This window comes from Flavivirga sp. 57AJ16, assembly GCF_028736925.1.
GTDB lineage: Bacteria > Bacteroidota > Bacteroidia > Flavobacteriales > Flavobacteriaceae > Flavivirga.
Map to the genome: position 1 here is coordinate 114,535 of NZ_JAQZAT010000002.1, position 23,594 is coordinate 138,128.

Genomic DNA, 23,594 nt, shown 5'->3' on the forward strand with positions numbered 1-23,594 from the left:
CATTAAGTTAAGGAAATTTGTTCTTTATTTGTCACATTGAGCGCAGTCGAAATGCTAATAAAAACTAGAACTCCAATTGGTCTTCGACTGCGCTCAGACTGACATTACGGCCTTAACTTAATGACATTGAGCCCAGCTATGTATGTATTTTCTTTTTCATCTAAGTCAAAAATCCACTACTTTTTTTATGAGTAAATTTAAATCAGAACTGGTGTAATTCAAATTTTTTTCAAAAAAAATCATCTAGCTATTGTGACATTTAAAAATAGTTGTATTTTTGCATCCGCAATGGAGACATTGTTGGTTATTTGAAAGTATTGCAAGTTTAAATTTTATGTTTATATTTGCGCACTCAAAAAACAAATGGCCCGTTCGTCTATCGGCTAGGACGCCAGGTTTTCATCCTGGTAAGAGGGGTTCGATTCCCCTACGGGCTACAATATTTTAATAATAAAAAGAACAGATGGCAAATCATAAGTCAGCGTTAAAAAGAATTAGAAGTAACGAATCTAAGCGTTTATTAAACAAGTACCAGCATAAAACGACTCGTGGTGCTATTAAAAAGTTACGTGAGTTAACTGATAAGAAAGAAGCTGAGGCTTTATTTCCTTCGGTAGTTTCTATGTTAGATAAATTAGCTAAGAAAAATGTTATTCATGCTAACAAAGCTGCAAACCTAAAGTCAGGTTTAGCTAAACATGTTGCTGCACTTTAATTAGATTTTAAAGCTTTAAAATATTTTGAAAGCTTCTCAGGACTGAGAGGCTTTTTTTGTGATTTTATTATACTGTTTTTTAACGTGAGAGAAATTATTAAAAGGGGGCAATTTTAATAAACAAAATCTTAAAAAGTATTCGTATTTGATTTCTAAAAATATAAATTTGCACTCACAACTCATCTAGACTTTTTTTAAGTGGAAGGTCATGCTTTCATGGATAGGTATGTAGGTGTTTCTGGATATTGTCTTTTTTGTGTATCATGCATAGAATGACAAAATATGGAAATAAAATACCTGTCCTGTAGCGAGACGAGTTTAATAGAAAAGATTGTCATTCCCGTGAAATCGTAAGATTCATGAATTCGTTGATATAAAATAGAAAACAATGAATAAAACGGGAATCTAAATAAATAATTCAACAATATAATCTTAACCCTTTGGAAAACAAAAAAGCAATTGAACTAATCGATAAAATCCTGGGAAATCTTGACAAAACAGGTATCAATACAGAGACATTAATAGACGACATTAAAGAATTAAGATCTTATGCATTAGAAGAACAGATTCCATTAGTCGTAAAGGTTCTTAGGTATACCTATGAGCACATAGAAAAATATAATTCATTTCTTATCCCTATTCTAGATGATGAACCTGTGGATGAAGATGGTTATATTGAGGAAAAAGAAGATGTTTCTCCTGTCGAAAGTCTTAAGTATTTAATAGCGCTTATAAAGAACCTCAATAACAAAGTAAATATATCCGACTTAAAAGAATATAGGGACCTTTTAATGAGGTATTAGTTATTAAGATAAAACGATACTTTTTTGAAATGATCTAAAAACTGTTAGTGAAGATAGTTTTTTGCATTCTTTTGAAGTAAAAAAAGGTCATCTAAAAATTATATTAGATGACCTTTTTTATTATGAACAAAATAGGCATTATTTAGATCTCAACGGATTTAATAGTCTTAATGATTCTACCAGCAATTTTGTATGGATCTCCGTTTGAAGCAGGTCTTCTGTCTTCTAACCATCCTTTCCATCCTTTTTCTACAGTAATAATAGGAATACGAATAGAGGCTCCTCTGTCTGATACACCATAAGAAAAATCGGTAATAGCAGCTGTTTCGTGTAAGCCTGTTAAACGTTGGTCGTTAAATTCACCATACACGGCAATATGTTCTTTAGTTACAGGTCTAAATGCTTCACATATTTTCTCGTAAACTTCTTGCGAACCACAAGTTCTCAAAGTGGTATTAGAGAAGTTAGCGTGCATCCCTGAACCATTCCAGTCACCTTTTACTGGTTTTGGATGGTATTCAATATAGTACCCGTATTTTTCAGTTAATCTGTCTAGTAAATATCTAGCAACCCAAATTTCATCGCCAGCTTTTTTGGCACCTTTGGCAAATAATTGGAATTCCCATTGTCCACTGGCAACTTCTTGGTTGATCCCTTCAAAATTTAAACCAGCCTCAATACATAGATCAGCATGCTCTTCTACAAAATCCCTACCATGTGTGTTTTTTCCACCAACAGAGCAGTAGTACATCCCTTGTGGTCCAGGATATCCTCCAATTGGAAACCCTAAAGGCAGTTGTGTATGTGAATCCATGATAAAATATTCTTGCTCAAATCCAAACCAGTAATCATTGTTATCATCATCAATAAGAGCTCTTCCGTTAGATTCATGTGGTGTTCCATCGGCATTTAAAACTTCAGTCATTACTAAATATCCATTAGTACGGGCAGGATCTGGGTATATTGCAACAGGTTTTAATAAACAGTCTGAAGATCCTCCTTCAGCTTGTTGCGTCGACGAACCATCAAAAGACCAGTTACCTATTTCTTCTAATGTTCCTTTAAAGTTTTCATGCTCTTCTACCTTGGTTTTACTTCTTAAATTTTGTGTGGGCTTATAACCATCTAACCAAAGGTATTCTAATTTAATTTTTGCCATAATGAATATTTTATGAGTGAAATTTTAATAATATGCACAAATATAAATTATTATATAAATACATCATATTTATAGGGGAGCTTTTAATAAAAGTATTTGTTATTTTTATTTATCCCCCATTATTTTAGGGTTTATTTTAAAAAAAGAATATTTTTTTATATAAAAATTGCAAAAATGCTAACAATAAATTTTTGTATTTTCATGTTTTTATTGCTTCTTACTAGTTATTTTTGTAATTAAAATATAATCATTGTCAACTTAATTAAGTTTCTAAAAATGTCAACATTAAGATTTCACGCTATTAAAGAATCACAGTCTTATAAACCTGTTATTGTAGAAGAGAAAGAACGTCGATCAGACCTGTTTGGAAAGCATGTGTTTAATGAGAATACCATGCGTCAATATTTAACAAAAGATGCTTTTGTTGGTGTTATCGATGCTATTCAATATGGTAAAAAAATAGATAGAAGTATAGCAAATCAAGTAGCATCTTCTATGAAAGATTGGGCCTTATCAAAAGGAGTTACCCATTATACACATTGGTTTCAGCCATTAACAGGCGCTACGGCAGAAAAGCATGATGCGTTTTTTGAAACCATTGGGGATGGTATGGCTATTGAAAAATTTGGAGGCGATCAATTAGTACAGCAAGAACCAGACGCTTCCAGTTTTCCAAGTGGAGGTATTAGAAATACATTTGAAGCTCGTGGCTATACTGCATGGGACCCAACATCGCCTGCATTTATATACGGTACAACACTATGTATTCCAACCATTTTTGTGGCTTATACCGGTGAAGCATTAGACTATAAAACGCCTTTGTTAAGAGCGCTGCATGCGGTGGATGGAGCAGCAACAGCAGTTTGTAGGTATTTTGATAAGAATGTAAAGAAAGTGTCTTCTTCTTTGGGGTGGGAGCAAGAGTATTTTTTAATAGATAAAATGTTGGCGGCGAGTCGTCCAGATATTTCCTTGACAGGAAGGACGTTATTGGGGCATTCTCCTGCAAAAGGACAACAATTGGATGACCATTATTTTGGATCTATTCCCAGTAGGGCGTTGAGTTTTATGCGTGAATTGGAAACAGAATGTATGCTTTTGGGTATTCCTGTGAAAACCAGGCATAATGAAGTGGCCCCTAATCAATTTGAGTTAGCCCCCATTTATGAAGAAGCAAATTTGGCAGTAGATCATAATTCGCTTTTAATGGATATTATGGCACGTATAGCATCACGTCATAATTTTAAGGTGCTCTTGCATGAAAAGCCATTTGAAGGTATTAATGGTTCTGGTAAACATAACAATTGGTCTTTGTCTACAGATACGGGCGTTAATTTACTGGGGCCAGGGAAAACCCCAATGAGTAACCTCCGGTTTTTAACATTTTTTATTAATACCATTAAAGCGGTTCATGAGCATGAGGCACTTTTAAGAGCAGCGATTGCATCTGCCGGGAATGATCACAGGTTAGGAGCCAATGAAGCACCGCCAGCCATTATTTCGGTATTTATAGGGAAGCAATTAACCAAAGTTTTAGAGGAGCTGGAAGGTGTGACCAAGGGGAAATTGTCACCTCAGGAAAAAACAGAACTTAAACTTAACGTTGTTGGAAAAATACCTGATGTTTTGCTTGATAATACAGATAGAAATAGAACATCTCCTTTTGCGTTCACTGGCAATAAATTTGAATTTAGGGCAGTAGGGTCTACGGCGAATTGTGGCAACCCGATGACTATTTTAAATACCATAGTGGCGAAGCAGTTAAGGGATTTTAAAATTGAGGTTGATAAGTTGATCGATAAGAAAGGCTTGAAGAAAGATGAGGCCATATTTAATGTGCTGAGGGAATATATTAAATCGACAAAAAATATTTTGTTTGAAGGAAATGGTTATGGTAAGGAGTGGGAAGAAGAAGCTAAGAAAAGAGGTTTGAGCAATAACAAAACGACGCCAGAAGCTTTAAAGGCCAAAATTTCTAAGCAAACCATTGCATTATTTGAAGAAATGAACGTCATGAGTAGGGTGGAAGCGGAAGCCCGTTATGAAATAGAGATTGAAGCCTATATCATGCATATCCAAATTGAAAGTCGTGTATTGGGAGATATTGCACGTAACCATATTGTGCCAACGGCTGTTAAGTATCAAAATATTTTAATTGAAAATGTTAGGGGATTAAAGGAAATATTCGACAAAAAATTTAATTCAGTTTCTAAAGAGCAGATTAATTTAATTGAAGAGATTTCCAGTCATATTGAAGGTATCAATGCGAATGTTACAAAAATGATAAACGAACGTAAAAAAGCGAATGTGTTTGAAGATATAGAAGAAAAGGCACTTGCTTACTGTAATCAGGTAAAACCTTTATTTGATGATATTCGTTACCATTGTGATAAGTTGGAATTGTTGGTAGATGATGAGATTTGGCCATTAACAAAGTATCGGGAATTATTATTTACAAGATAGTTTTTTTAACGTTTAAAGCTCTTATACCAAATGAATTTTAAAATGATAGGAAATAAATTTGAATTATATTTTCATTAGAAGAGATAAAAAACATAAGCATAGCCTAGTTAAGGATATGTTTTTTATTGAAATATAAAGGAAATAGAAATCGAAGATTCAAGAACACCAATTATAAAAATAAAAGATAGTGAACTAAACGGATTTAACCAGTTATTTTGAAGTTTATTTGGTATTATAGGTATCTTAATTTTTTAGTAGGAATAAAATGTAGCACATACTTATTGTTAAGGATGGTTAATTTTAAAATATTCCTTTACTTTTGCACCACAATAAAATATTATGAGTCAAGAAGTTTCTAAACGATACGCACAACGTGGGGTTTCCGCATCAAAAGAAGATGTACATAATGCTATAAAAAATATAGATAAAGGATTGTTTCCAAAAGCATTTTGTAAGATAGTGCCCGATTACCTAACAAATGATGATGATTATTGCTTGATTATGCATGCAGATGGTGCTGGAACAAAATCATCCTTGGCTTATATGTATTGGAAAGAAACAGGAGATGTTTCGGTTTGGAAAGGGATTGCCCAAGATGCTTTAATAATGAATATTGATGATCTATTATGTGTTGGTGCAACCGATAATATTATGTTGTCTTCAACCATTGGAAGAAATAAAAATTTGATTCCGGGTGAGGTGATCTCTGCCATTATCAATGGTACGGAAGAATTACTTGAGGACTTAAAATCGTATGGTGTAACCATTCATTCTACGGGTGGTGAAACAGCCGATGTTGGGGATTTAGTAAGAACTATTATCGTGGATTCTACAGTAACAGCAAGAATGAAACGAGATGATGTTATTGACAATGCAAATATTAAGGCTGGTGATGTCATAGTTGGTTTAGAATCTTTTGGACAAGCAACTTATGAGAAAGCGTATAACGGAGGGATGGGGAGCAATGGCTTGACCTCTGCCCGACATGATGTTTTTAGTAAGTATCTGGCGGAAAAATATCCTGAAAGTTTTGATGCATCCGTTCCTGAAGATTTAGTGTATTCTGGAGGTGTGAAATTGACCGATGCTGTTGAGGGCGCTCCAATAGATGCAGGTAAACTGGTCTTATCTCCAACAAGAACATATGCGCCGATCATTAAAAAAATATTATCAGAATTTAATAGCGAAACTATTCATGGTATGGTTCATTGCAGTGGAGGTGCTCAAACGAAGGTGCTTCATTTTGTAGATGAGTTTCATATAATAAAGGATCGGATGTTTCCAATGCCACCATTATTTAAACTCATTCAAAAGCAATCTAAAACAGATTGGAAAGAAATGTACCAAGTGTTTAATTGTGGCCACAGAATGGAATTATATGTAACTCCAGAAGTTGCCGAGACTATTATAGCTATTTCTAAATCGTTTCATGTCGACGCAAAAATAATTGGTAGGGTGAAAGCTTCAAAAACAAAAAAATTGACGATAAAATCTGAATTTGGCGTCTTTAATTACTAAACTTTTTTGTTCACTATTAAAATGGAATGATTATTGATTGAGAATTTTAATTTGTATAATCAACCTTAGTTATAAAGCATGAAAAACGTATTCTTTGTCTCCCTTTGTTTCTTTTTTCAATTAATTTCAGCACAACCAGACTCCCTTTTTTTACAAAAGAACACTGAAAAAAAGGCCGAAAAAAAGATGGAACGTCCAGAATGGATTCAAAAAAATAAAGCTACCGTAGATTTAAGCGAAGTTTCATTTGTTAATTGGAATTCTGGTGGTAGTAATTCAATATCCGGACTCTTCGGCGTGCAATCTTCTGCAAATTATAAAGACAAATATTTTTCATGGAGAAATGATGTGTCCTTGCGTTATGGGATAAATAAACAGCAAGCCAGAGAACTAAGAAAAACGGATGATTTATTTGAGCTTACCTCAAATTTAGGTTATAAGCCAGACGAGAAATCAAACTGGTTTTATTCTGCAAGACTTAATTTTAAAACCCAGCTTACAAATGGTTATCACTATCCAAATAAAGATACCCCAATTTCCAGATTATTAGCCCCCGGATATTTGTTCTTTGGTGGTGGAATGGAGTATGGGAAAGATATCGAAGAATTGTCGTTTTACTTTTCTCCATTAACTTTAAAAGCCACTTTTGTACTGGATGAAGATTTGGCCAATGCCGGTTCTTTTGGAGTTGCTCCTGCGGTTTTGGATGCGGATGGAAATGTTATTACGCCAGGAGATCACGTAAGAAAAGAGGTTGGTATTTTGATGACCAATAGTTATGAAATGGAAGTAGCTAATAATGTTAACCTGAAACATGTTGTGAGTTTATATTCTGATTATGTGAATAATTTTGGAAATGTAGATTTAGATTGGAAGATAGATTTTAATTTTAAAGTAAATAGTTTTATAAGGGCTAACTTGGGCTCTCATTTAAAATATGATGATGATGTAAAAACGAAGGAGCCTTCGGATGTTGAAGGGGAGTTTGATGAAGCTGGTGCTAAGGTGCAGTGGAAACAGATTTTAGGAGTTGGGTTTGCTGTCGATTTTTAACATAGGTTTATCTTTTTTATTTCAAAAATTTGTTAACTTTTTAATGTTGATAAATAATTAAAACACTTATTATCAATTGATTAATACGTTTTACTTGTAAACTTTATGATTTTTGTCATATTTTAAGTTGTATATTTGTGGTTTATTTATGTTTTAATTAAATAATCCAAAAAAGCAGCTTACCAATGAACGACAATGAGACAATAAAACAGCCAAAAACGTACTCTCAAGATCAAGCCCTTAAAGCCACATTAGCATATTTTAAAAATGACGATTTAGCCGCACGCGTATGGTTAAATAAATACGCGCTTAAAGATTCTCAAGGAAACATTTATGAGTTAACTCCAAATGATATGCATCTTCGAATTGCTAACGAGTTAGCAAGAGTTGAAAAAAAATATGCAAATCCATTATCTGTTGATGCTATTTTTAATCTCATTAAAGATTTTAAATACATAGTGCCACAAGGGAGCCCGATGGCAGGAATAGGGAACCCGTTTCAAATAGCATCCCTTTCAAATTGTTTTGTAATTGGTAATTCAGGAGAATCAGATTCGTACGGAGGTATCATGAAAATTGACCAAGAGCAAGTGCAGCTTATGAAGCGTAGGGGAGGCGTTGGGCACGATCTGTCCCATATTCGACCAAAAGGCTCCATGGTTAAAAACTCTGCATTAACATCCACAGGTATCGTTCCTTTTATGGAGCGTTACTCTAATTCCACCAGAGAAGTTGCACAAGATGGTAGACGAGGCGCCTTGATGCTATCTGTTTCCATCAACCATCCAGATTCAGAAGATTTTATTGATGCCAAGTTGGAGCAGGGCAAAGTTACAGGTGCAAATGTATCGGTTAGAATAGATAATGATTTTATGGAAGCGGTGAAAACTGGTGCCGATTATGTTCAAAAGTATCCGGTTTTTAGTGCAAACCCTAAAGTTTCCAAAACAATAAAGGCAAATGATCTATGGAAAAAAATTGTACATAATGCTTGGAGGTCTGCCGAACCAGGCATTCTATTTTGGGATACTATAATAAAGGAGTCTGTTCCGGATTGCTATGCCGATTTGGGGTACAAAACAGTATCTACAAATCCATGTGGGGAAATTCCTTTGTGTCCTTATGATTCCTGTAGGCTATTGGCTATAAATTTATTTTCTTATGTAGAAAACCCTTTTACAAAACACGCTAAGTTTAATTTCTCTTTATTCAAAAAACATATTAAAGCAGCTCAGCGTATTATGGATGATATCATTGATTTGGAGTTAGAAAAAATTGATGCTATTTTACAGAAAATCGATGCAGACCCAGAGTTGAGCGAGGTGAAAATGCCAGAACGTAATTTGTGGATTAATATAAAGCAAAAAGCAGAAGAAGGACGTAGAACAGGTATTGGTATTACGGCAGAAGGGGATATGTTAGCTGCATTAGGTATTCAATACGGGAGTGAAGAAGGTAATGCTTTTTCATTGGAAATCCATAAAACAATTGCTATAGAAGCATATAGAGCATCGGTGCATTTAGCAAAAGAACGAGGTGCTTTTTCTATTTTTGATGCAGCGCGTGAAAAAAATAATCCATTTATCCAACGCTTAAAAGATGCAGATAATAAACTGTATTATGAAATGCTGGAATATGGTAGACGAAATATTGCTTTACTAACCATAGCTCCAACTGGTACAACAAGTTTAATGACGCAAACAACTTCTGGTATAGAACCTGTATTCTTACCGGTCTATAAGCGAAGAAGAAAGGTTAATCCAAACGATAAAGAAGCCCGCGTTGATTTTGTTGATGAAGTTGGTGATTCTTGGGAAGAATATGTTGTTTTTCATCACAGATTTAAGCAGTGGATGGAAGTCAATGGCATTGATACCTCTAAAAATTTCTCTCAAGATGAGTTAAATGATTTAATAAAGCAGTCTCCATACTATAAAGCGACTTCAAATGATGTGGATTGGCTAAGTAAAGTAAGTATGCAAGGGGCTATTCAAAAATGGGTAGATCATTCCATAAGCGTTACCATTAATTTGCCTCATGATGTTTCTGAAGATTTAGTAGGAGAATTATATTTAAAAGCCTGGGAATCTGGTTGTAAAGGGGTTACCGTTTATAGGGATGGTTCTCGTTCTGGCGTATTAATTTCCAATGATAATAAAAAAGAGGAGAAAAGCAAAGATTCATTAACGGCATTTCCTGTAAAACGCCCTCAAGTACTGGAGGCCGATGTGGTTCGTTTTCAAAATAATAAAGAGAAATGGATTGCTTTTATTGGGATCATTGATGAGAAGCCCTATGAGATTTTTACAGGTTTAACAGACGATGAAGATGGTATTTTAATTCCTCGTTGGGTAAACAGTGGGTTGATAATAAAGAACAGGAACGATGATGGTACGTCTCGTTACGATTTTCAATATGAAAATAAAAGAGGGTATAAAACGACCATAGAAGGCCTGTCCCATAAATTTAATCCTGAATATTGGAACTATGCAAAACTTATTTCCAGCACGCTTCGTCATGGGATGCCGATTGATAAAATTGTTGATTTAATTAATAGCTTGCAACTGGATACCGAGTCTATTAATACATGGAAAAATGGCGTAGGCCGTGCATTAAAACGTTACGTAGAAGATGGTACGGAGGCTAAAGGGCAGAAGTGTGATTCCTGTAAATCGGGAAATTTAATCTATCAAGAAGGCTGTTTAACCTGTAAGGATTGCGGGTCTTCAAAATGTGGCTAATGCCTAGCGTGTACAATTAAAAAAAGCTGCCTAAAAGTACATAGTTTTCTGTTCGAGCTCAGTCGAGAACTTTTAATATCTAAATTTGAAAAAAACGTTTTCACTGTACTCGCTGTGACACTTTTTTAGTTTTGAATAGGTACAACCTGTGTTGATTAAAATGATATCAAAATTAAAAATAGCACTCGAAAATATAAATCAGACGAGCTCCTCCCTTTTTAGCAACTCCCGTGAGTACACAAATAAAGCACAATAAAAAGATTGGACACGAATGGCACAAATTCACACTAATTATTCAGTCTATTGACAGGTTTTCAAGCCTATATTGCCTAGGGATTATTATTCATACTATGTCCAATCTATACCATAAAGTATTGGATTCGTGTGAATTTGTGCCATTCGTGTCTTTTTTAAAGATGTGTACTCACGGTAGTTTTCAAAAGGGAGGATAAATCATACAAATTCCTTAAGAAGCAAAAGAAAGGGAATGCTTAAAAATAAATCAATCATAAATAATAATGAAAACAACTTGAAAGTAGAAATGCCGATATTTTTGTAAAATACCAGTTTTCGTTTTGCATTTGTTTCATTTATAAAAAACCATAGGAAAAATACCAATAATAGTTTAACAATAAGAATGGGAACGATATCATATTTTAGAAATGAAAAAATAATATTTAAACCAAAAGACCAAAAAATAAAAGGCCTGTAAAAAACGAATATGGAAAATAATTGATTCATATATATGATTAGAAACGTTGGAAGTTACATATTATTCTAATCTAATGATGAATAGATGGGTGTATTCGTACTAAAAATTCATAAATTATCGTATTTTTGATTCCCAATTAAAAAGGTAGATGTTAGAGAAATTACAAATAGTAAAACAGCGTTTTGATGAGGTTAGTGATTTGATTATTCAACCCGATATAATCACAGATCAAAAGCGTTATGTAGAACTTAACAGAGAATATAAAGACTTGCGAATCCTTATGGAAAAGCGAGCTTCATATATAGAACTTACAGATAATTTAAAGGAAGCCGAATCTATAATTGCCGATGGAAGTGATGCTGAAATGGTTGAGATGGCTAAAATGCAGTATGATGAAGCCAAAGAAGGGATTCCTAAGTTAGAAGAAGAAATAAAAGTTCTTTTAATACCAAAAGACCCGGAAGATTCTAAAAACGCGGTCGTTGAATTACGTGCGGGAACTGGTGGGGATGAAGCCAGTATTTTTGCAGGTGATTTATTTAGAATGTACACTAAATATTGTGAAAGTAAAGGGTGGCGAGTAGACACTGTAGATTTTAGCGAAGGGACCAATGGTGGCTTTAAGGAAATTCAGTTTGAAGTAAGTGGTGAAGATGTTTACGGCACTTTAAAGTTTGAAGCTGGGGTACATCGTGTGCAACGTGTGCCACAAACAGAAACTCAGGGGCGTGTGCATACAAGTGCAGCAACGGTGATGGTATTTCCGGAAGCTGAAGAGTTCGATGTAGAGATTAACCCAAAGGAAGTAAGAATAGATTTTTTCTGTTCTTCAGGTCCGGGAGGTCAATCTGTAAACACGACCTATTCGGCGGTGCGTTTAACGCATATCCCAACAGGATTAGTTGCGCAATGTCAAGATCAAAAATCGCAGCATAAAAATAAAGAGAAAGCTTTTAAGGTACTACGTTCTCGTTTATACGATTTAGAGTTGGCAAAAAAGCAGGAAGAAGATGCTGCAAAACGTGGTAGCATGGTATCATCGGGTGATAGAAGTGCTAAGATTCGAACCTATAATTATCCCCAAGGACGTGTAACAGACCATAGAATTGGTTTAACGCTTTACGACTTGAGTAATATTGTAAATGGGGATATCCAGAAGATAATTGATGAATTGATGTTAGCTGAAAATACTGAAAAGTTAAAAGCTAGTGATGATGTGATTTAATTTCATTCCTGCGAAGGCAGGAATCTATTTAAAATTAATTTAGTTCAATCAAAAGATTCCTGCCTTCGCAGGAATGACAAAATAGCCTAAGTGACAACAAACCAACTCGTTCAGGAAATCAAAAAAAAGAAATCCTTTTTATGTATAGGATTAGATGTTGATTTAAATAAAATACCATCACATCTTTTAAAAGAAGAAGACCCTATTTTTGCTTTTAATAAAGCGATTATTGATGCAACACATCATGTATGTGTCGCTTATAAGCCCAATACGGCGTTTTATGAGGCCTATGGTTTAAAAGGTTGGAGAGCGTTAGAAAGAACCATTCATTATTTAAACGAAAAGCATCCAGAGATTTTCACTATTGCCGATGCCAAGCGAGGCGATATAGGGAATACCAGTACGATGTATGCCAAAGCCTTTTTTGAAGATCTAGCTTTTGATTCCGTCACTGTCGCTCCTTATATGGGCAAAGATTCGGTTGAGCCATTTTTGGCTTTTGAAAATAAGCACACCATACTTTTAGCTTTAACATCCAACCAGGGAGCTTTTGATTTTCAAACAAAAACAGTTGATGGAAAAGAATTATATAAACAAGTTTTAGAGACTTCCAAAGTCTGGGAACATTCAGAAAATTTAATGTATGTTGTGGGTGCTACCAAAGCAGAATATTTAGCAGATATCAGACAGATTATTCCAGATCGCTTTTTGTTAGTGCCGGGAGTAGGTGCACAAGGGGGTAATTTGCAAGATGTTTGTAAATATGGTATGAATGGCCAGGTTGGCTTACTTATTAATTCCTCCCGTGGTATTATTTATGCCTCTAAAGAAGGTGATTTTGCCCAAGCTGCTGCTATAAAAGCCCAAGAACTTCAACGAGATATGGAAATTGAGTTGGTGCGTTATACTGGGTAGCTTTTCTACTATTACTTCAGAAAATTGTAAATTTTCTTCCCAATAATGGAATCTAAAACAATAAAAGATCAATTAAACAGGTATATTCATTTAAAGGAAAACCCAAAGCGTATCGTTTCGTTAGTACCAAGTCAAACCGAATTATTATGTGATTTGGGTTTAGAAAGCGCGCTTATTGGTGTCACCAAATTTTGTGTTCATCCGCATCATATTAGGGCAAATACCAATGTTGTTGGTGGTACAAAACAAATTCATTTAGAGAAAATCAAAGCGTTGCAACCTGACATTATTCTTTGTAATAAAGAGGAGAATACCAAAGAACTTGTTGAAGCCTGTGAGACCATTTGTAATGTGCACATTTCAGATATCTTTACCGTTGATGATAGTTTGGAATTAATTCATCAATACGGCGAGATTTTTAATAAAACAAAAGAAGCTTTAACAATAACCAATACTATTAAAAAGGAGCTAGAGGGTTTTAATGCGTTCATTAAAAATAAGCCAAGTTTAAAAGTAGTTTATTTTATATGGAAATCCCCATGGATGGTTGCTGCAAATAATACGTTTATTAATTATTTATTGAAGCTTAATAAGTTTGAAAATGTTTTTAAGAAGGAGAGTCGTTATCCAGAGATAGTGCTTAACGAATCGACTGTTAATAAAGATGTAAATAGTGTGCTTTTATCTAGTGAGCCTTATCCGTTTAAAGAGCCCCATAGGAGAGACGTACAAGAGTTTTATCCCAACGCAACTATTGTATTAGTAGATGGAGAGATGTTTTCCTGGTATGGTTCCAGGTTAACGAAAGCTTTTAAATATTTTAAAAACTTGCGCCTAAGTCTTGAGAATAATCAACTTTAGTGGCGTCTTCTACAAAGTTCGCAATTTTATTTTCTAATTCTTTTAAGCTAATTAGCTTATTTAAGTTTGGCTTTATTTTACCAACTCTACAAAAATGTGTACTCATAACTTGTTTTTTTTATAAAGTACGAGAAATAGTATGTTTTGGATGTAATAAAAAAGTTAAGGAATAGCTAAATTTTGTATAGAAGCTGGTTAGGGCATTCTCTGGATAAGTATGTCAACTTGTTAAGTTTATCAAGTAGTTTGAGGGCACGATATTCTGAAATATCACTTAAAGCAGAATCTGTTTGGCGAAAATTATAAGCCTGCTCAATAAGTTCTTTATAACGCTGATTGAGTTTTCTCTGATGAATTTGTATGTTATCTATTTTTTCCATGTATTTTCCCACGGGATAGAAAATAACTAATATACATTATTTATTTAGAAATTAAAAAGAATATGCTAACTATTTCTTGAAAATGTTTTTCATTTTCAGGTAGTTATATATTTGTTAATCGAAAAGAATTCCTCGAGACCTTGCCTGGGGTCTGCCAGCAAGGCAGGGATTGGGTACAAAACGGGCGGCACGCCTCTATGGCTCTGCTTTAAGGATAGTTCGTTTCAGGAAATTATTTTATTTGACTTGCTGGTTATAAAAAAATCAATAATTTTAGAGAACTAACAAAAACCGTTGATCATGAAGTTGCTCTTAAGTGTTTTTTTATCTTATTGTTTTCATTTTCGAATAGAGCCCAAGAAGCTAGTTGTAAATGTTGTATAATGAATTTGACTTTTGGGTAGGTGCCTGGACGGTTACCAATGCAGAGGGTGAAATTGTAGGTAAAAATGTGATTGATAAAATTCAGGATCATTGTGCTTTGAGAGAAAATAGGACAAGCTCTAAAGGAAAATTTACTGGAACAAGTCATAATTTTTATAACAATGTTACAAAGCAATGGGAACAAATTTGGATTGATAACCAGGGGGGAAGCTCACATCTAAAAGGCCATAGAGTCGGTAACCAGATGATTTTAAAAACAGATGAAGCTGTTAATAAAGATGGAAACCCGTTTTATCATCGTATTACATGGACTTTAAATAAGGCAATATTGGGAAACCGTTACCAATAATAAAGATATTACCGTAGCCTTTGATGGGCTATACAGAAAACAATAGTTTTAAAGACGGGAGACGGGAGACGGGAGACCGAGGGCCCAATTCGTCAATCCAAAATCGTCAATCCAAAATCGTCAATCCAAAATCGTCAATCCAAAATCGTCAATCCAAAATCGTCAATCCAAAATCGTCAATCTAAAATCGTCAATCCAAAATCGTCAATCCAAAATCGTCAATCCAAACTCATTTAATCCTGTAAGGCAAAGACTTTTTTCAATAAATCTGTCGTTCTTGAAGACAGTTTAGTTCGGATTTCTGTTTCTTCAATAGCAATCATGGTAAATACACCTTTTAAAGCTTCACCGGTAACATAGTCGGTTAAATCTGGGTTCACATTATTGGTAAAAGGAAGGTTATTGTATTTATTGATTAAGTTGCTCCAAATTTTATCTGCTCCAACCTTACTAAATGAGTTATTTATAACAGGGCTAAATTTATTGTATAGAGCTGTATGGGTTTTACTGTTTAAATATTGAGTTGCTGCATCATTATTACCAAGTAGAATATTTTTAGCATCTGTGAATGTAATCCCTTTAACTGCATCAACAAAAATAGGTGTTGCTTCTTTTACTGCGTCTTCGGCAGCTCTATTAAGTACTTTTAAACCTTCGTCGGCTAGTTTGCTTAGACCAACATCCCTAAGCGCTTTATCAACTTTATGTAATTCTTGAGGTAATAGTATTTTTACTAGTTCATTTTTAAAAAAGCCGTCAGTTTGTGTCAGTTTTGTAACCTGCTTGTCTATTCCAAAATCCAATGCCTGTCTTAATCCAGAAGCAATTTCCGCATTACCGATAATACCGCCACCTTGAGGTAATTGATTAACGACTTGTTGTAATTCTGCACATGCAGTGAGATTAAAAATGAAGACAAATGCTAAAAATTTACGAATCATAGTTTTGATTTTTATATGTTTAATACCATTTCTAACTTAAAATTACTCACTAATGGAGCTTTTGTGTTTTAATTTGAACCATTTTAAATCAGAATTGATATGACAAATATATGTTTTAGATCTTAAAATAGGGTAAAAATAATTTAGCATATAGCTTGTACAGATGAAAAATAAAATCTGGGCTCTGGTTTTATTTTATTATGGGACGCATCTTGCCTTTTTATATTTTCTAAAAAAGACACCCAGAGAGTAAGGTGTCTTTCATGTAAATAGCGGGATCCTGGTTTAATGTCTTTTATTTATTAGACACAAAAGGAGAACATAAAGTCACAACTTTATAAAAAGGTTATAACCTGAGTTTCTAATGTTCTTGTTATCAGATCGATTTTTAGGAGCTTGTAGCGCTGTCGGGTCAAACCTTTTGATAGGCTAAAGTCGAGATCTATGAAAGTTTGAGGTTATTTAAGAATCTCTCGACAGTAATAGTTATAATTGCTTAAGGAATCCACATTAAATATTATTTCCTAAGAAAAAATGACCGTTTTATTATTGTAAACCATCACTTTTCTATCGGCGTGTAATTTAACAGCATTTGCCAAAACAATTTTTTCTAAATCACGCCCTTTAGCTATTAAATCCCGAATAGAATGTGCATGTGATACACGTGTTACGTCTTGTTCGATTATTGGCCCAGCGTCAAGTTCTTCGGTGACATAGTGACTTGTGGCTCCAATTATTTTAACCCCACGTTTATATGCAGAATGGTATGGTTTTGCACCTACAAAGGCGGGAAGAAAAGAATGATGGATATTTATTATTTTATTTGGGTATTTATTGATTAGTTTTCCAGAAACTATTTGCATATATCTTGCTAAAACTATAAAGTTTATATCATGTGACTCTAATAATTCCAGTTGCCTGTTTTCAGCTTCTTCTCTAGTGTCTTTTGTAACAGGAATATGATGAAACGGAATTTTGAAGTTATCAGCAATGGGTTTTAGATCTAAATGGTTACTTATTATAAACGGGATTTCCAAATGAAGTTCCCCAGAGTTGTAGCGACCTAATAAATCATATAAACAATGGTCATATTTAGAAATAAACAAGGCCATTTTAGGTTTAATTTCTGAAGAATAAATACGCCACTTCATTTCAAACCCATTAACCAATGTATTCTTAAATGATTCCTTAAAACCATCAAGAGAGAAGGAATCATCATTGAATTCACTTTCTAAACGCATGAAAAAAATATCCTGCTCTCTATCTACATGTTGGTCAATATAAACAATATTGCCACCTTCTTCAGCAATAAAGCGTGTTACAGAAGCAATAATATTGGAACGGTCTTTACAATGGATTAAAAGTGTTATTTTATTCATAGGACTCAAAATCAATTTCTTTCCAAAACTAATCTAAAAAATAGATAAGAAATAGTTGCTATTATAATTTTATATAATCTTACGTAAATGACTTATTTTTTTGAATATTTCGTAAATTGCAACACTTAAAACCAAGATTCTTTACGAATGAAACAACAAGCACCTTACACACCCAAATATAAAGTACGTATAGTAACTGCCGCATCATTATTTGACGGTCATGACGCCTCTATAAATATTATGCGCCGAATCATTCAAGCCACTGGTGTCGAGGTAATTCACTTGGGACATGATAGGAGTGTGGAAGAAGTTGTAAATACTGCGATTCAAGAAGATGTAAATGCTATTTGTTTAACCTCTTACCAAGGCGGACATAATGAGTATTTTAAGTATATGTATGACTTATTAAAGGAGAAGAAGGCCAGTCATATTAAGATTTTTGGCGGTGGTGGCGGTGTTATCTTGCCATCAGAAATTAAGGATTTGATGGGGCATGGCATTACACGTATTTATTCTCCTGATGATGGACGTGAAATGGGATTACAGGGCATGATTAATGATTTGGTCAAGCAATCAGATTTTCCAATTGGAGATACTTTAAATGGAGAAATCGATCATTTAGAAAAAAAGCACCCACAATCTATTGCCCGTATTATTTCCTCTGCTGAAAACTTTCCAGAAGTAGCAAAAGATACTTTGGATAAAATTCATTCTAAAAATAAGAATTCCAAAACCCCCGTTTTAGGGATTACAGGCACAGGAGGGGCTGGGAAATCTAGCTTAGTGGACGAATTGGTAAGACGATTTTTAATTGACTTTCCCAAAAAAACGGTTGGTATTGTTTCGGTTGATCCTTCAAAAAGAAAAACCGGGGGTGCTTTGTTAGGGGATAGAATTCGTATGAATGCTATTAATTCCCCTCGGGTTTATATGCGAAGTTTGGCAACACGCCAGTCTAATTTGGCCTTGTCCAAATATGTAAATGAAGCTGTTGAGGTTTTAAAAGCTGCCGAATATGATTTAATTATTTTAGAAACCTCTGGTATTGGGCAATCTGATACTGAAATTATAGAACACTCTGATGTATCGTTGTATGTTATGACTCCTGAGTTTGGAGCAGCAACACAGTTGGAAAAGATCGATATGTTGGATTTTGCAGATTTAGTAGCTATCAATAAATTTGATAAACGTGGTGCTTTAGATGCTTTGCGAGACGTTAAAAAACAGTACATGCGCAATAACAATCTTTGGGATATTCCACAAGACGAATTGCCGGTTTTTGGGACTATTGCGTCCCAATTCAACGATCCGGGCATGAATACGCTTTATAAGGCCGTTATAGATCTGTTGGTTGAAAAAGCTGAAGCAGATTTAAAATCGACATTTACCATTTCTGATGAAATGAGTGAGAAGATTTTTGTTATTCCGCCTTCAAGAACACGATATTTATCTGAAATAGCAGAAACGAATCGAGCTTATGATCAAAAAGCCCATGGTCAAGTTGAAGTTGCACAAAAACTTTATGGCATTTATAAAACATTAGAATCTGTATTGGATGTTATTGCGAGCGAGGCAAAGCAATCTTTACTTGATAAGCATGGTGTTAATAATGATGAGGTCCAAAAGCGAGTTCGGGATGACAATAAGGGTTTTGTTAAACTTCTTATTGCAGAATTCGATAGGGTAAAATTAAATCTAGACCCTTATAATTGGGAGATTATTATAGGTTGGGACGAAAAAGTAAATACCTATAAAAACCCCATCTATTCATTTAAAGTTAGGGATAAGGACATTAAGATTGAAACACATACAGAATCCTTATCACATACTCAAATTCCAAAAGTAGCATTGCCTAAATACCAAGCATGGGGAGATATTTTGCGTTGGTGTTTACAAGAAAATGTTCCAGGGGAGTTTCCTTTTGCTTCTGGATTGTATCCTTTTAAGAGAACAGGCGAAGACCCAGCACGTATGTTTGCAGGAGAGGGAGGTCCAGAACGTACCAACCGTCGTTTTCATTATGTAAGTATGGGGCTGCCAGCAAAGCGTTTATCGACTGCATTTGACAGTGTGACGCTTTATGGTAACGATCCAGATCATCGCCCGGATATTTACGGAAAAATAGGAAATGCAGGTGTTTCGGTTTGTTGCTTAGATGATGCCAAAAAACTGTATTCTGGTTTTAATCTGGCAGATGTTATGACCTCTGTGAGTATGACCATTAATGGTCCCGCACCTATGTTATTAGGTTTCTTCATGAATGCTGCTATAGATCAGCAATGCGAAATTTATATTAAAGAAAATGGCTTAGAAAAAGACATTGAAGCTAAAATAGCTACTATTTATAAAGGTAAAGAACGGCCAAAATATCATGGTGAGCTACCAGAAGGTAATAATGGTTTAGGATTGATGTTACTGGGAGTTACTGGAGATCAAGTACTACCATTGGATATTTATAATACTATTAAAACAAAAACCATTGCGCAAGTTCGGGGAACGGTACAAGCTGATATTTTAAAGGAAGACCAAGCTCAAAACACTTGTATCTTCTCAACCGAATTCGCATTACGATTGATGGGGGATGTTCAAGAATATTTTATTGAAAATAATGTTCGCAATTTTTATTCGGTATCCATTTCTGGCTATCATATTGCCGAAGCAGGTGCTAATCCCATTACACAGTTGGCCTTAACACTCTCTAATGGGTTTACTTATGTAGAGTATTATTTAAGTCGTGGTATGGATATCAATAAATTTGGGCCCAACCTATCGTTCTTTTTTTCTAATGGTATCGATCCGGAATATGCAGTCATTGGTCGTGTAGCCCGAAAAATTTGGGCGAAAGCCATGAAGTACAAATACGGTGCAAATGCCAGAGCACAAATGCTTAAATATCATATTCAAACTTCGGGGCGTAGTTTACATGCACAGGAGATAGACTTTAACGATATTCGTACTACTTTACAGGCATTATATGCTATTTACGATAATTGTAACTCGTTACATACGAATGCATACGATGAAGCCATTACAACACCAACAGAAGAATCGGTACGTCGTGCCATGGCCATTCAGCTTATTATAAATAAAGAATTGGGATTGGCTAAGAATGAAAACCCCATTCAAGGATCTTTTATTATTGAAGAATTAACCGATTTAGTTGAAGAAGCCGTATTGCTTGAATTTGATAGAATTACTGAAAGAGGCGGCGTTTTAGGGGCGATGGAAACGATGTACCAACGCAGTAAAATTCAAGAAGAAAGTTTGTATTACGAAACCTTAAAGCATAATGGTGATTTTCCGATTATTGGCGTGAATACATTTTTAAGCTCTAAAGGCTCACCAACAGTGCTTCCTAAAGAGGTGATTCGTGCAACAGAAGAAGAGAAGCAGTTTCAAATAAAAACTTTGGAAAACCTTCATAAAGCAAATAATACAAAAGCATTGTTGAAAGAACTACAAACAAAAGCCATTAACAACGAAAATATTTTTGAAGCGTTAATGGAAGTTTGTAAAGTATGTTCATTAGGAGGCATAACAAGTGCGTTATTTGAAGTAGGCGGGCAGTACAGACGAAATATGTAAGCAGCGAACCACTTTTTGCCCAAGCAAAAAGTGTGTGAGTCGCTTATCCTGAGCGGAGTCGAAGGATCTCATAAACAGAAACTATAAGTTTATTACCACTTTTTGCCCAAGCAAAAAGTGTGTGAGTCGCTTATCCTGAGCGGAGTCGAGGGATCTCATAAACAGAAACTATAAGTTTATTACCACTTTTTGCCCAAGCAAAAAGTGTGTGAGTCGCTTATCCCGAGCGGAGTCGAAGGATCTCATAAACAGAAACTATAAGTTTATTACCACTTTTTGCCCAAGCAAAAAGTGTGTGAGTCGCTTATCCTGAGCGGAGTCGAAGGATCTCATAAACAGAAACTATAAGTTTATTACCACTTTTTGCCCAAGCAAAAAGTGTGTGAATCGCTTATCCTGAGCGGAGCCGAAGGATCTCATTGAAGAGGACTATGAATTAACGACCACTTTTTGCCCAAGCAAAAAGTGTGTGAGTCGCTTATATCAAATAAGAACTGGCATTAGTTATTAAGGGAAATGAATTTAAAGATGGGCAAATTATGGTTCATGCTCAAAAGCTGTATTTAGGCAAAAGTTTTGATCCATCTGAAAAGAAGGCCTGCCGTTGACCTATCCTGTTTTAACCCTCCTAAATTTCGACAAAGTCGAAATTATCCTCCCTTTTTTTTCAAAAGGGAGGAACAAGTCCGGCTGGTATTTTCTGGTACTGTTTTAAATTTAAGAGGAGATGAATTCCAATTTTAAGCTTAAAATTGGAAGAAAGAGATGTTTTGTTTTTATGGTGCGCTCTCAATATAATTAACGTGAGTTCGATGTAAGCATAATATTATCAAGCTGATTATCAGCATTTAACCTTGGTTGTCAGGTTGAGCGCAGTCGAAACCCATTTAAATAACGGTTTTAATGTCCTTTCGGACTGCGCTCAAGGCGACAAATAGCATTATTAGTGAATTTATTGTTAAAAACCCCCTTGTTTTAAATCGAACTCACGTTAATTAGATTATCTGAATTTATCTTGAAGTGGCTATTATGAACTAAACATGTCCTGTTATAAATGATTTCATACCGTATACAACTTTTGGGATTGACCCATTAGTTATTAAGGGAAATGAATTTAAAGATGAGTAAGTTATACCTAATATTGGAACTTCTGTATTGTGAAACTAAGCTCACTAAAGAGTCAACAACCAAGTACGTTGCAACTTTTTAAACTTTTTCAATTCGCTACGTAAAATGGGTAAGAAATCCTTACCGTTGCTATTTGAACGCTCTAAGCGATATGAGTTTTTATAAAGCATGTTGGTAAGCCGTTTGAGCGAAGCAATGTGTTTATGTTTTCTGTCTGAACAACGCTCTAATTCTGCATTTAAAATTTCTGGGGCCAATGATACGGATTGTTGGACAATATCACCAGAGAAATAAATGTTAGAATCTTCGGTGCCATCGTTTTTTAAAACTGATAAATCATGATTTAAATACATGGAGATGTTCTGAGAAAGTGTAAAAATCTCAACAGCTTTTTTATAAATCGGTAATTCCGATAGATTTAATGGGGTATTCGATGACATAATCTTTTTTTTCTTAGCGTTTTTATCAAAATTACTCACAAGAATTTATATTCATCTTTAGGTTTTAAAGTAAAAGTGTATATTTACTTTAAATTTTAATTATTTATGGTTAAATTTCATTAAATGGATATTGATAGTCTTAATTGGAAGATTTTAAGGTGTTTACAAGAGAACGCACGTCTTTCTAATGCTGAAATTGGGCGACGTGTTGGCGTAAGTTCTCCAGCGGTTTCAGAACGTATTAAAAAGATGGAAGACTTGGGTGTTATAGAAGGGCATAAAACGATTGTTTCTCCGTTAGAGGTTGGTTATCAACTTAAAGCGATTATAACATTACGTGCCTTTATGGGAAAGTTGAAACCTTTTTTAGAAAAAGTAAAGGCCTATGATGAGGTTGTTAACTGTTATCGTATTACTGGTGATGAAAACATTGTTATGGAGGTCGTTTTAAAAAATCAAAAACACATGGAATCATTTATAGACCAACTTATTGTATACGGTGAGAGCAAAACACATATAGTGTTGTCTGATGTTGTAAAACAAAAAGAGATAAAATCGTTGAAATAGAAAATAAAGATCTTCAAAAAAGGCGTCTGGGTTAAGAGGCATGTTATTATTTGGGGCTTTATCATCATCATTGACACCGGAGGCTTAAAAGCCCCCAACGGTCAATAATATAATGCCATGGATCGAACGTCTTTACCCGTTCAGCAAACAAGATTCTAAACGCTTCGACTTCTGTTCTTAATAAATCTAAATATCCAATATCCTTAAAACGGTGCTTCTATGCCATGGGAGTTATTAATAAGCTCTTGTGCCACTTTACGGATGTTGGCAGCATTT

General features: G+C 34.7%; 18 protein-coding genes and 1 tRNA gene. 13 read left to right on the forward strand and 6 right to left on the reverse strand.

Going from position 1 to position 23,594, the window contains the following annotated elements; genetic code table 11:
• Positions 1 to 365 precede the first annotated feature (365 nt).
• The 3 genes from PQO00_RS02840 to PQO00_RS02850 all read left to right on the forward strand — a co-directional run bounded on the left by PQO00_RS02840 (position 366) and on the right by PQO00_RS02850 (position 1,518).
• Positions 366 to 437 (forward strand) — tRNA-Glu (locus PQO00_RS02840).
• 26 nt (positions 438 to 463) lie between these two features.
• Positions 464 to 715: a 30S ribosomal protein S20 gene (gene rpsT, locus PQO00_RS02845; RefSeq protein WP_274183319.1), complete on the forward strand. Its 252-nt coding sequence runs from the start codon at positions 464 to 466 to the stop codon at positions 713 to 715.
• 440 nt (positions 716 to 1,155) lie between these two features.
• Positions 1,156 to 1,518: a hypothetical protein gene (locus PQO00_RS02850; RefSeq protein WP_274183320.1), complete on the forward strand. Its 363-nt coding sequence runs from the start codon at positions 1,156 to 1,158 to the stop codon at positions 1,516 to 1,518.
• A gap of 142 nt (positions 1,519 to 1,660) precedes the next feature.
• On the opposite strand, the gene PQO00_RS02855 is transcribed toward PQO00_RS02850, so the two are convergent.
• Positions 1,661 to 2,677, reverse strand: coding sequence for a glutamine synthetase beta-grasp domain-containing protein (locus PQO00_RS02855; RefSeq protein WP_274183321.1), 1,017 nt, complete (start codon positions 2,675 to 2,677; stop codon positions 1,661 to 1,663).
• Positions 2,678 to 2,953: 276 nt separating this feature from the next.
• Here PQO00_RS02855 and PQO00_RS02860 point away from each other — a divergent pair, with 276 nt between their 5' ends.
• The 7 genes from PQO00_RS02860 to PQO00_RS02890 all read left to right on the forward strand — a co-directional run bounded on the left by PQO00_RS02860 (position 2,954) and on the right by PQO00_RS02890 (position 14,165).
• Complete coding sequence (locus PQO00_RS02860; protein ID WP_274183322.1) at positions 2,954 to 5,140, forward strand: glutamine synthetase III; 2,187 nt, start codon at positions 2,954 to 2,956, stop codon at positions 5,138 to 5,140.
• A gap of 339 nt (positions 5,141 to 5,479) precedes the next feature.
• Entirely contained in the window at positions 5,480 to 6,658 is a 1,179-nt protein-coding gene (locus PQO00_RS02865) for an AIR synthase related protein (RefSeq protein WP_274183323.1), read from the forward strand.
• A 78-nt stretch (positions 6,659 to 6,736) separates the two neighbouring features.
• Positions 6,737 to 7,711 carry a DUF3078 domain-containing protein gene (locus tag PQO00_RS02870; protein ID WP_274183324.1) on the forward strand — a complete coding sequence of 325 codons (975 nt, stop codon included), beginning with the start codon at positions 6,737 to 6,739 and terminating at the stop codon, positions 7,709 to 7,711.
• Positions 7,712 to 7,896: 185 nt separating this feature from the next.
• Positions 7,897 to 10,452, forward strand: a complete 2,556-nt coding sequence (locus PQO00_RS02875; RefSeq protein WP_274183325.1) for an adenosylcobalamin-dependent ribonucleoside-diphosphate reductase — start codon at positions 7,897 to 7,899, stop codon at positions 10,450 to 10,452.
• 860 nt (positions 10,453 to 11,312) lie between these two features.
• Positions 11,313 to 12,389 (forward strand): peptide chain release factor 1, encoded by a 1,077-nt coding sequence (prfA, locus tag PQO00_RS02880; protein WP_274183326.1) that lies wholly within the window; start codon positions 11,313 to 11,315, stop codon positions 12,387 to 12,389.
• Positions 12,390 to 12,479: 90 nt separating this feature from the next.
• Positions 12,480 to 13,304 (forward strand): orotidine-5'-phosphate decarboxylase, encoded by an 825-nt coding sequence (gene pyrF, locus PQO00_RS02885; protein ID WP_274183327.1) that lies wholly within the window; start codon positions 12,480 to 12,482, stop codon positions 13,302 to 13,304.
• A gap of 45 nt (positions 13,305 to 13,349) precedes the next feature.
• The gene (locus PQO00_RS02890) at positions 13,350 to 14,165 is read left to right on the forward strand and encodes an ABC transporter substrate-binding protein (RefSeq protein ID WP_274183328.1); all 816 of its coding nucleotides are present in this window, start codon (positions 13,350 to 13,352) and stop codon (positions 14,163 to 14,165) included.
• Here PQO00_RS02890 and PQO00_RS02895 read toward each other — a convergent pair.
• Both PQO00_RS02895 and PQO00_RS02900 read right to left on the reverse strand, forming a co-directional pair.
• The gene (locus PQO00_RS02895; protein WP_274183329.1) at positions 14,125 to 14,271 is read right to left on the reverse strand and encodes a hypothetical protein; all 147 of its coding nucleotides are present in this window, start codon (positions 14,269 to 14,271) and stop codon (positions 14,125 to 14,127) included. The two genes, PQO00_RS02890 and PQO00_RS02895, sit on opposite strands and share 41 nt — an antisense overlap.
• 67 nt (positions 14,272 to 14,338) lie before the next feature.
• Positions 14,339 to 14,545 carry a Lacal_2735 family protein gene (locus tag PQO00_RS02900; RefSeq protein ID WP_274183330.1) on the reverse strand — a complete coding sequence of 69 codons (207 nt, stop codon included), beginning with the start codon at positions 14,543 to 14,545 and terminating at the stop codon, positions 14,339 to 14,341.
• Positions 14,546 to 14,918: 373 nt separating this feature from the next.
• On the opposite strand from PQO00_RS02900, the gene PQO00_RS02905 reads away from it, so the two are divergent.
• Positions 14,919 to 15,278 carry a hypothetical protein gene (locus PQO00_RS02905; protein ID WP_274183331.1) on the forward strand — a complete coding sequence of 120 codons (360 nt, stop codon included), beginning with the start codon at positions 14,919 to 14,921 and terminating at the stop codon, positions 15,276 to 15,278.
• A gap of 233 nt (positions 15,279 to 15,511) precedes the next feature.
• Here the strand turns inward: PQO00_RS02905 and PQO00_RS02910 are convergent, their stop codons facing one another.
• Both PQO00_RS02910 and purU read right to left on the reverse strand, forming a co-directional pair.
• Entirely contained in the window at positions 15,512 to 16,219 is a 708-nt protein-coding gene (locus tag PQO00_RS02910; RefSeq protein WP_274183332.1) for a DUF4197 domain-containing protein, read from the reverse strand.
• 524 nt (positions 16,220 to 16,743) lie between these two features.
• A complete protein-coding gene (gene purU / locus PQO00_RS02915) occupies positions 16,744 to 17,598 on the reverse strand; it encodes a formyltetrahydrofolate deformylase (protein WP_274183333.1) in 855 nt (284 codons plus the stop codon).
• Between the two features lie 147 nt (positions 17,599 to 17,745).
• On the opposite strand from purU, the gene PQO00_RS02920 reads away from it, so the two are divergent.
• On the forward strand, positions 17,746 to 21,183 hold the full coding sequence (locus tag PQO00_RS02920; protein WP_274183334.1) for a methylmalonyl-CoA mutase family protein: 3,438 nt from the start codon (positions 17,746 to 17,748) through the stop codon (positions 21,181 to 21,183).
• 1,172 nt (positions 21,184 to 22,355) lie between these two features.
• Here PQO00_RS02920 and PQO00_RS02925 read toward each other — a convergent pair.
• A complete protein-coding gene (locus PQO00_RS02925) occupies positions 22,356 to 22,751 on the reverse strand; it encodes a hypothetical protein (RefSeq protein ID WP_274183335.1) in 396 nt (131 codons plus the stop codon).
• A 123-nt stretch (positions 22,752 to 22,874) separates the two neighbouring features.
• On the opposite strand from PQO00_RS02925, the gene PQO00_RS02930 reads away from it, so the two are divergent.
• Positions 22,875 to 23,318 carry an Lrp/AsnC family transcriptional regulator gene (locus PQO00_RS02930; protein ID WP_274183336.1) on the forward strand — a complete coding sequence of 148 codons (444 nt, stop codon included), beginning with the start codon at positions 22,875 to 22,877 and terminating at the stop codon, positions 23,316 to 23,318.
• The last annotated feature ends 276 nt before the right edge of the window (positions 23,319 to 23,594 follow it).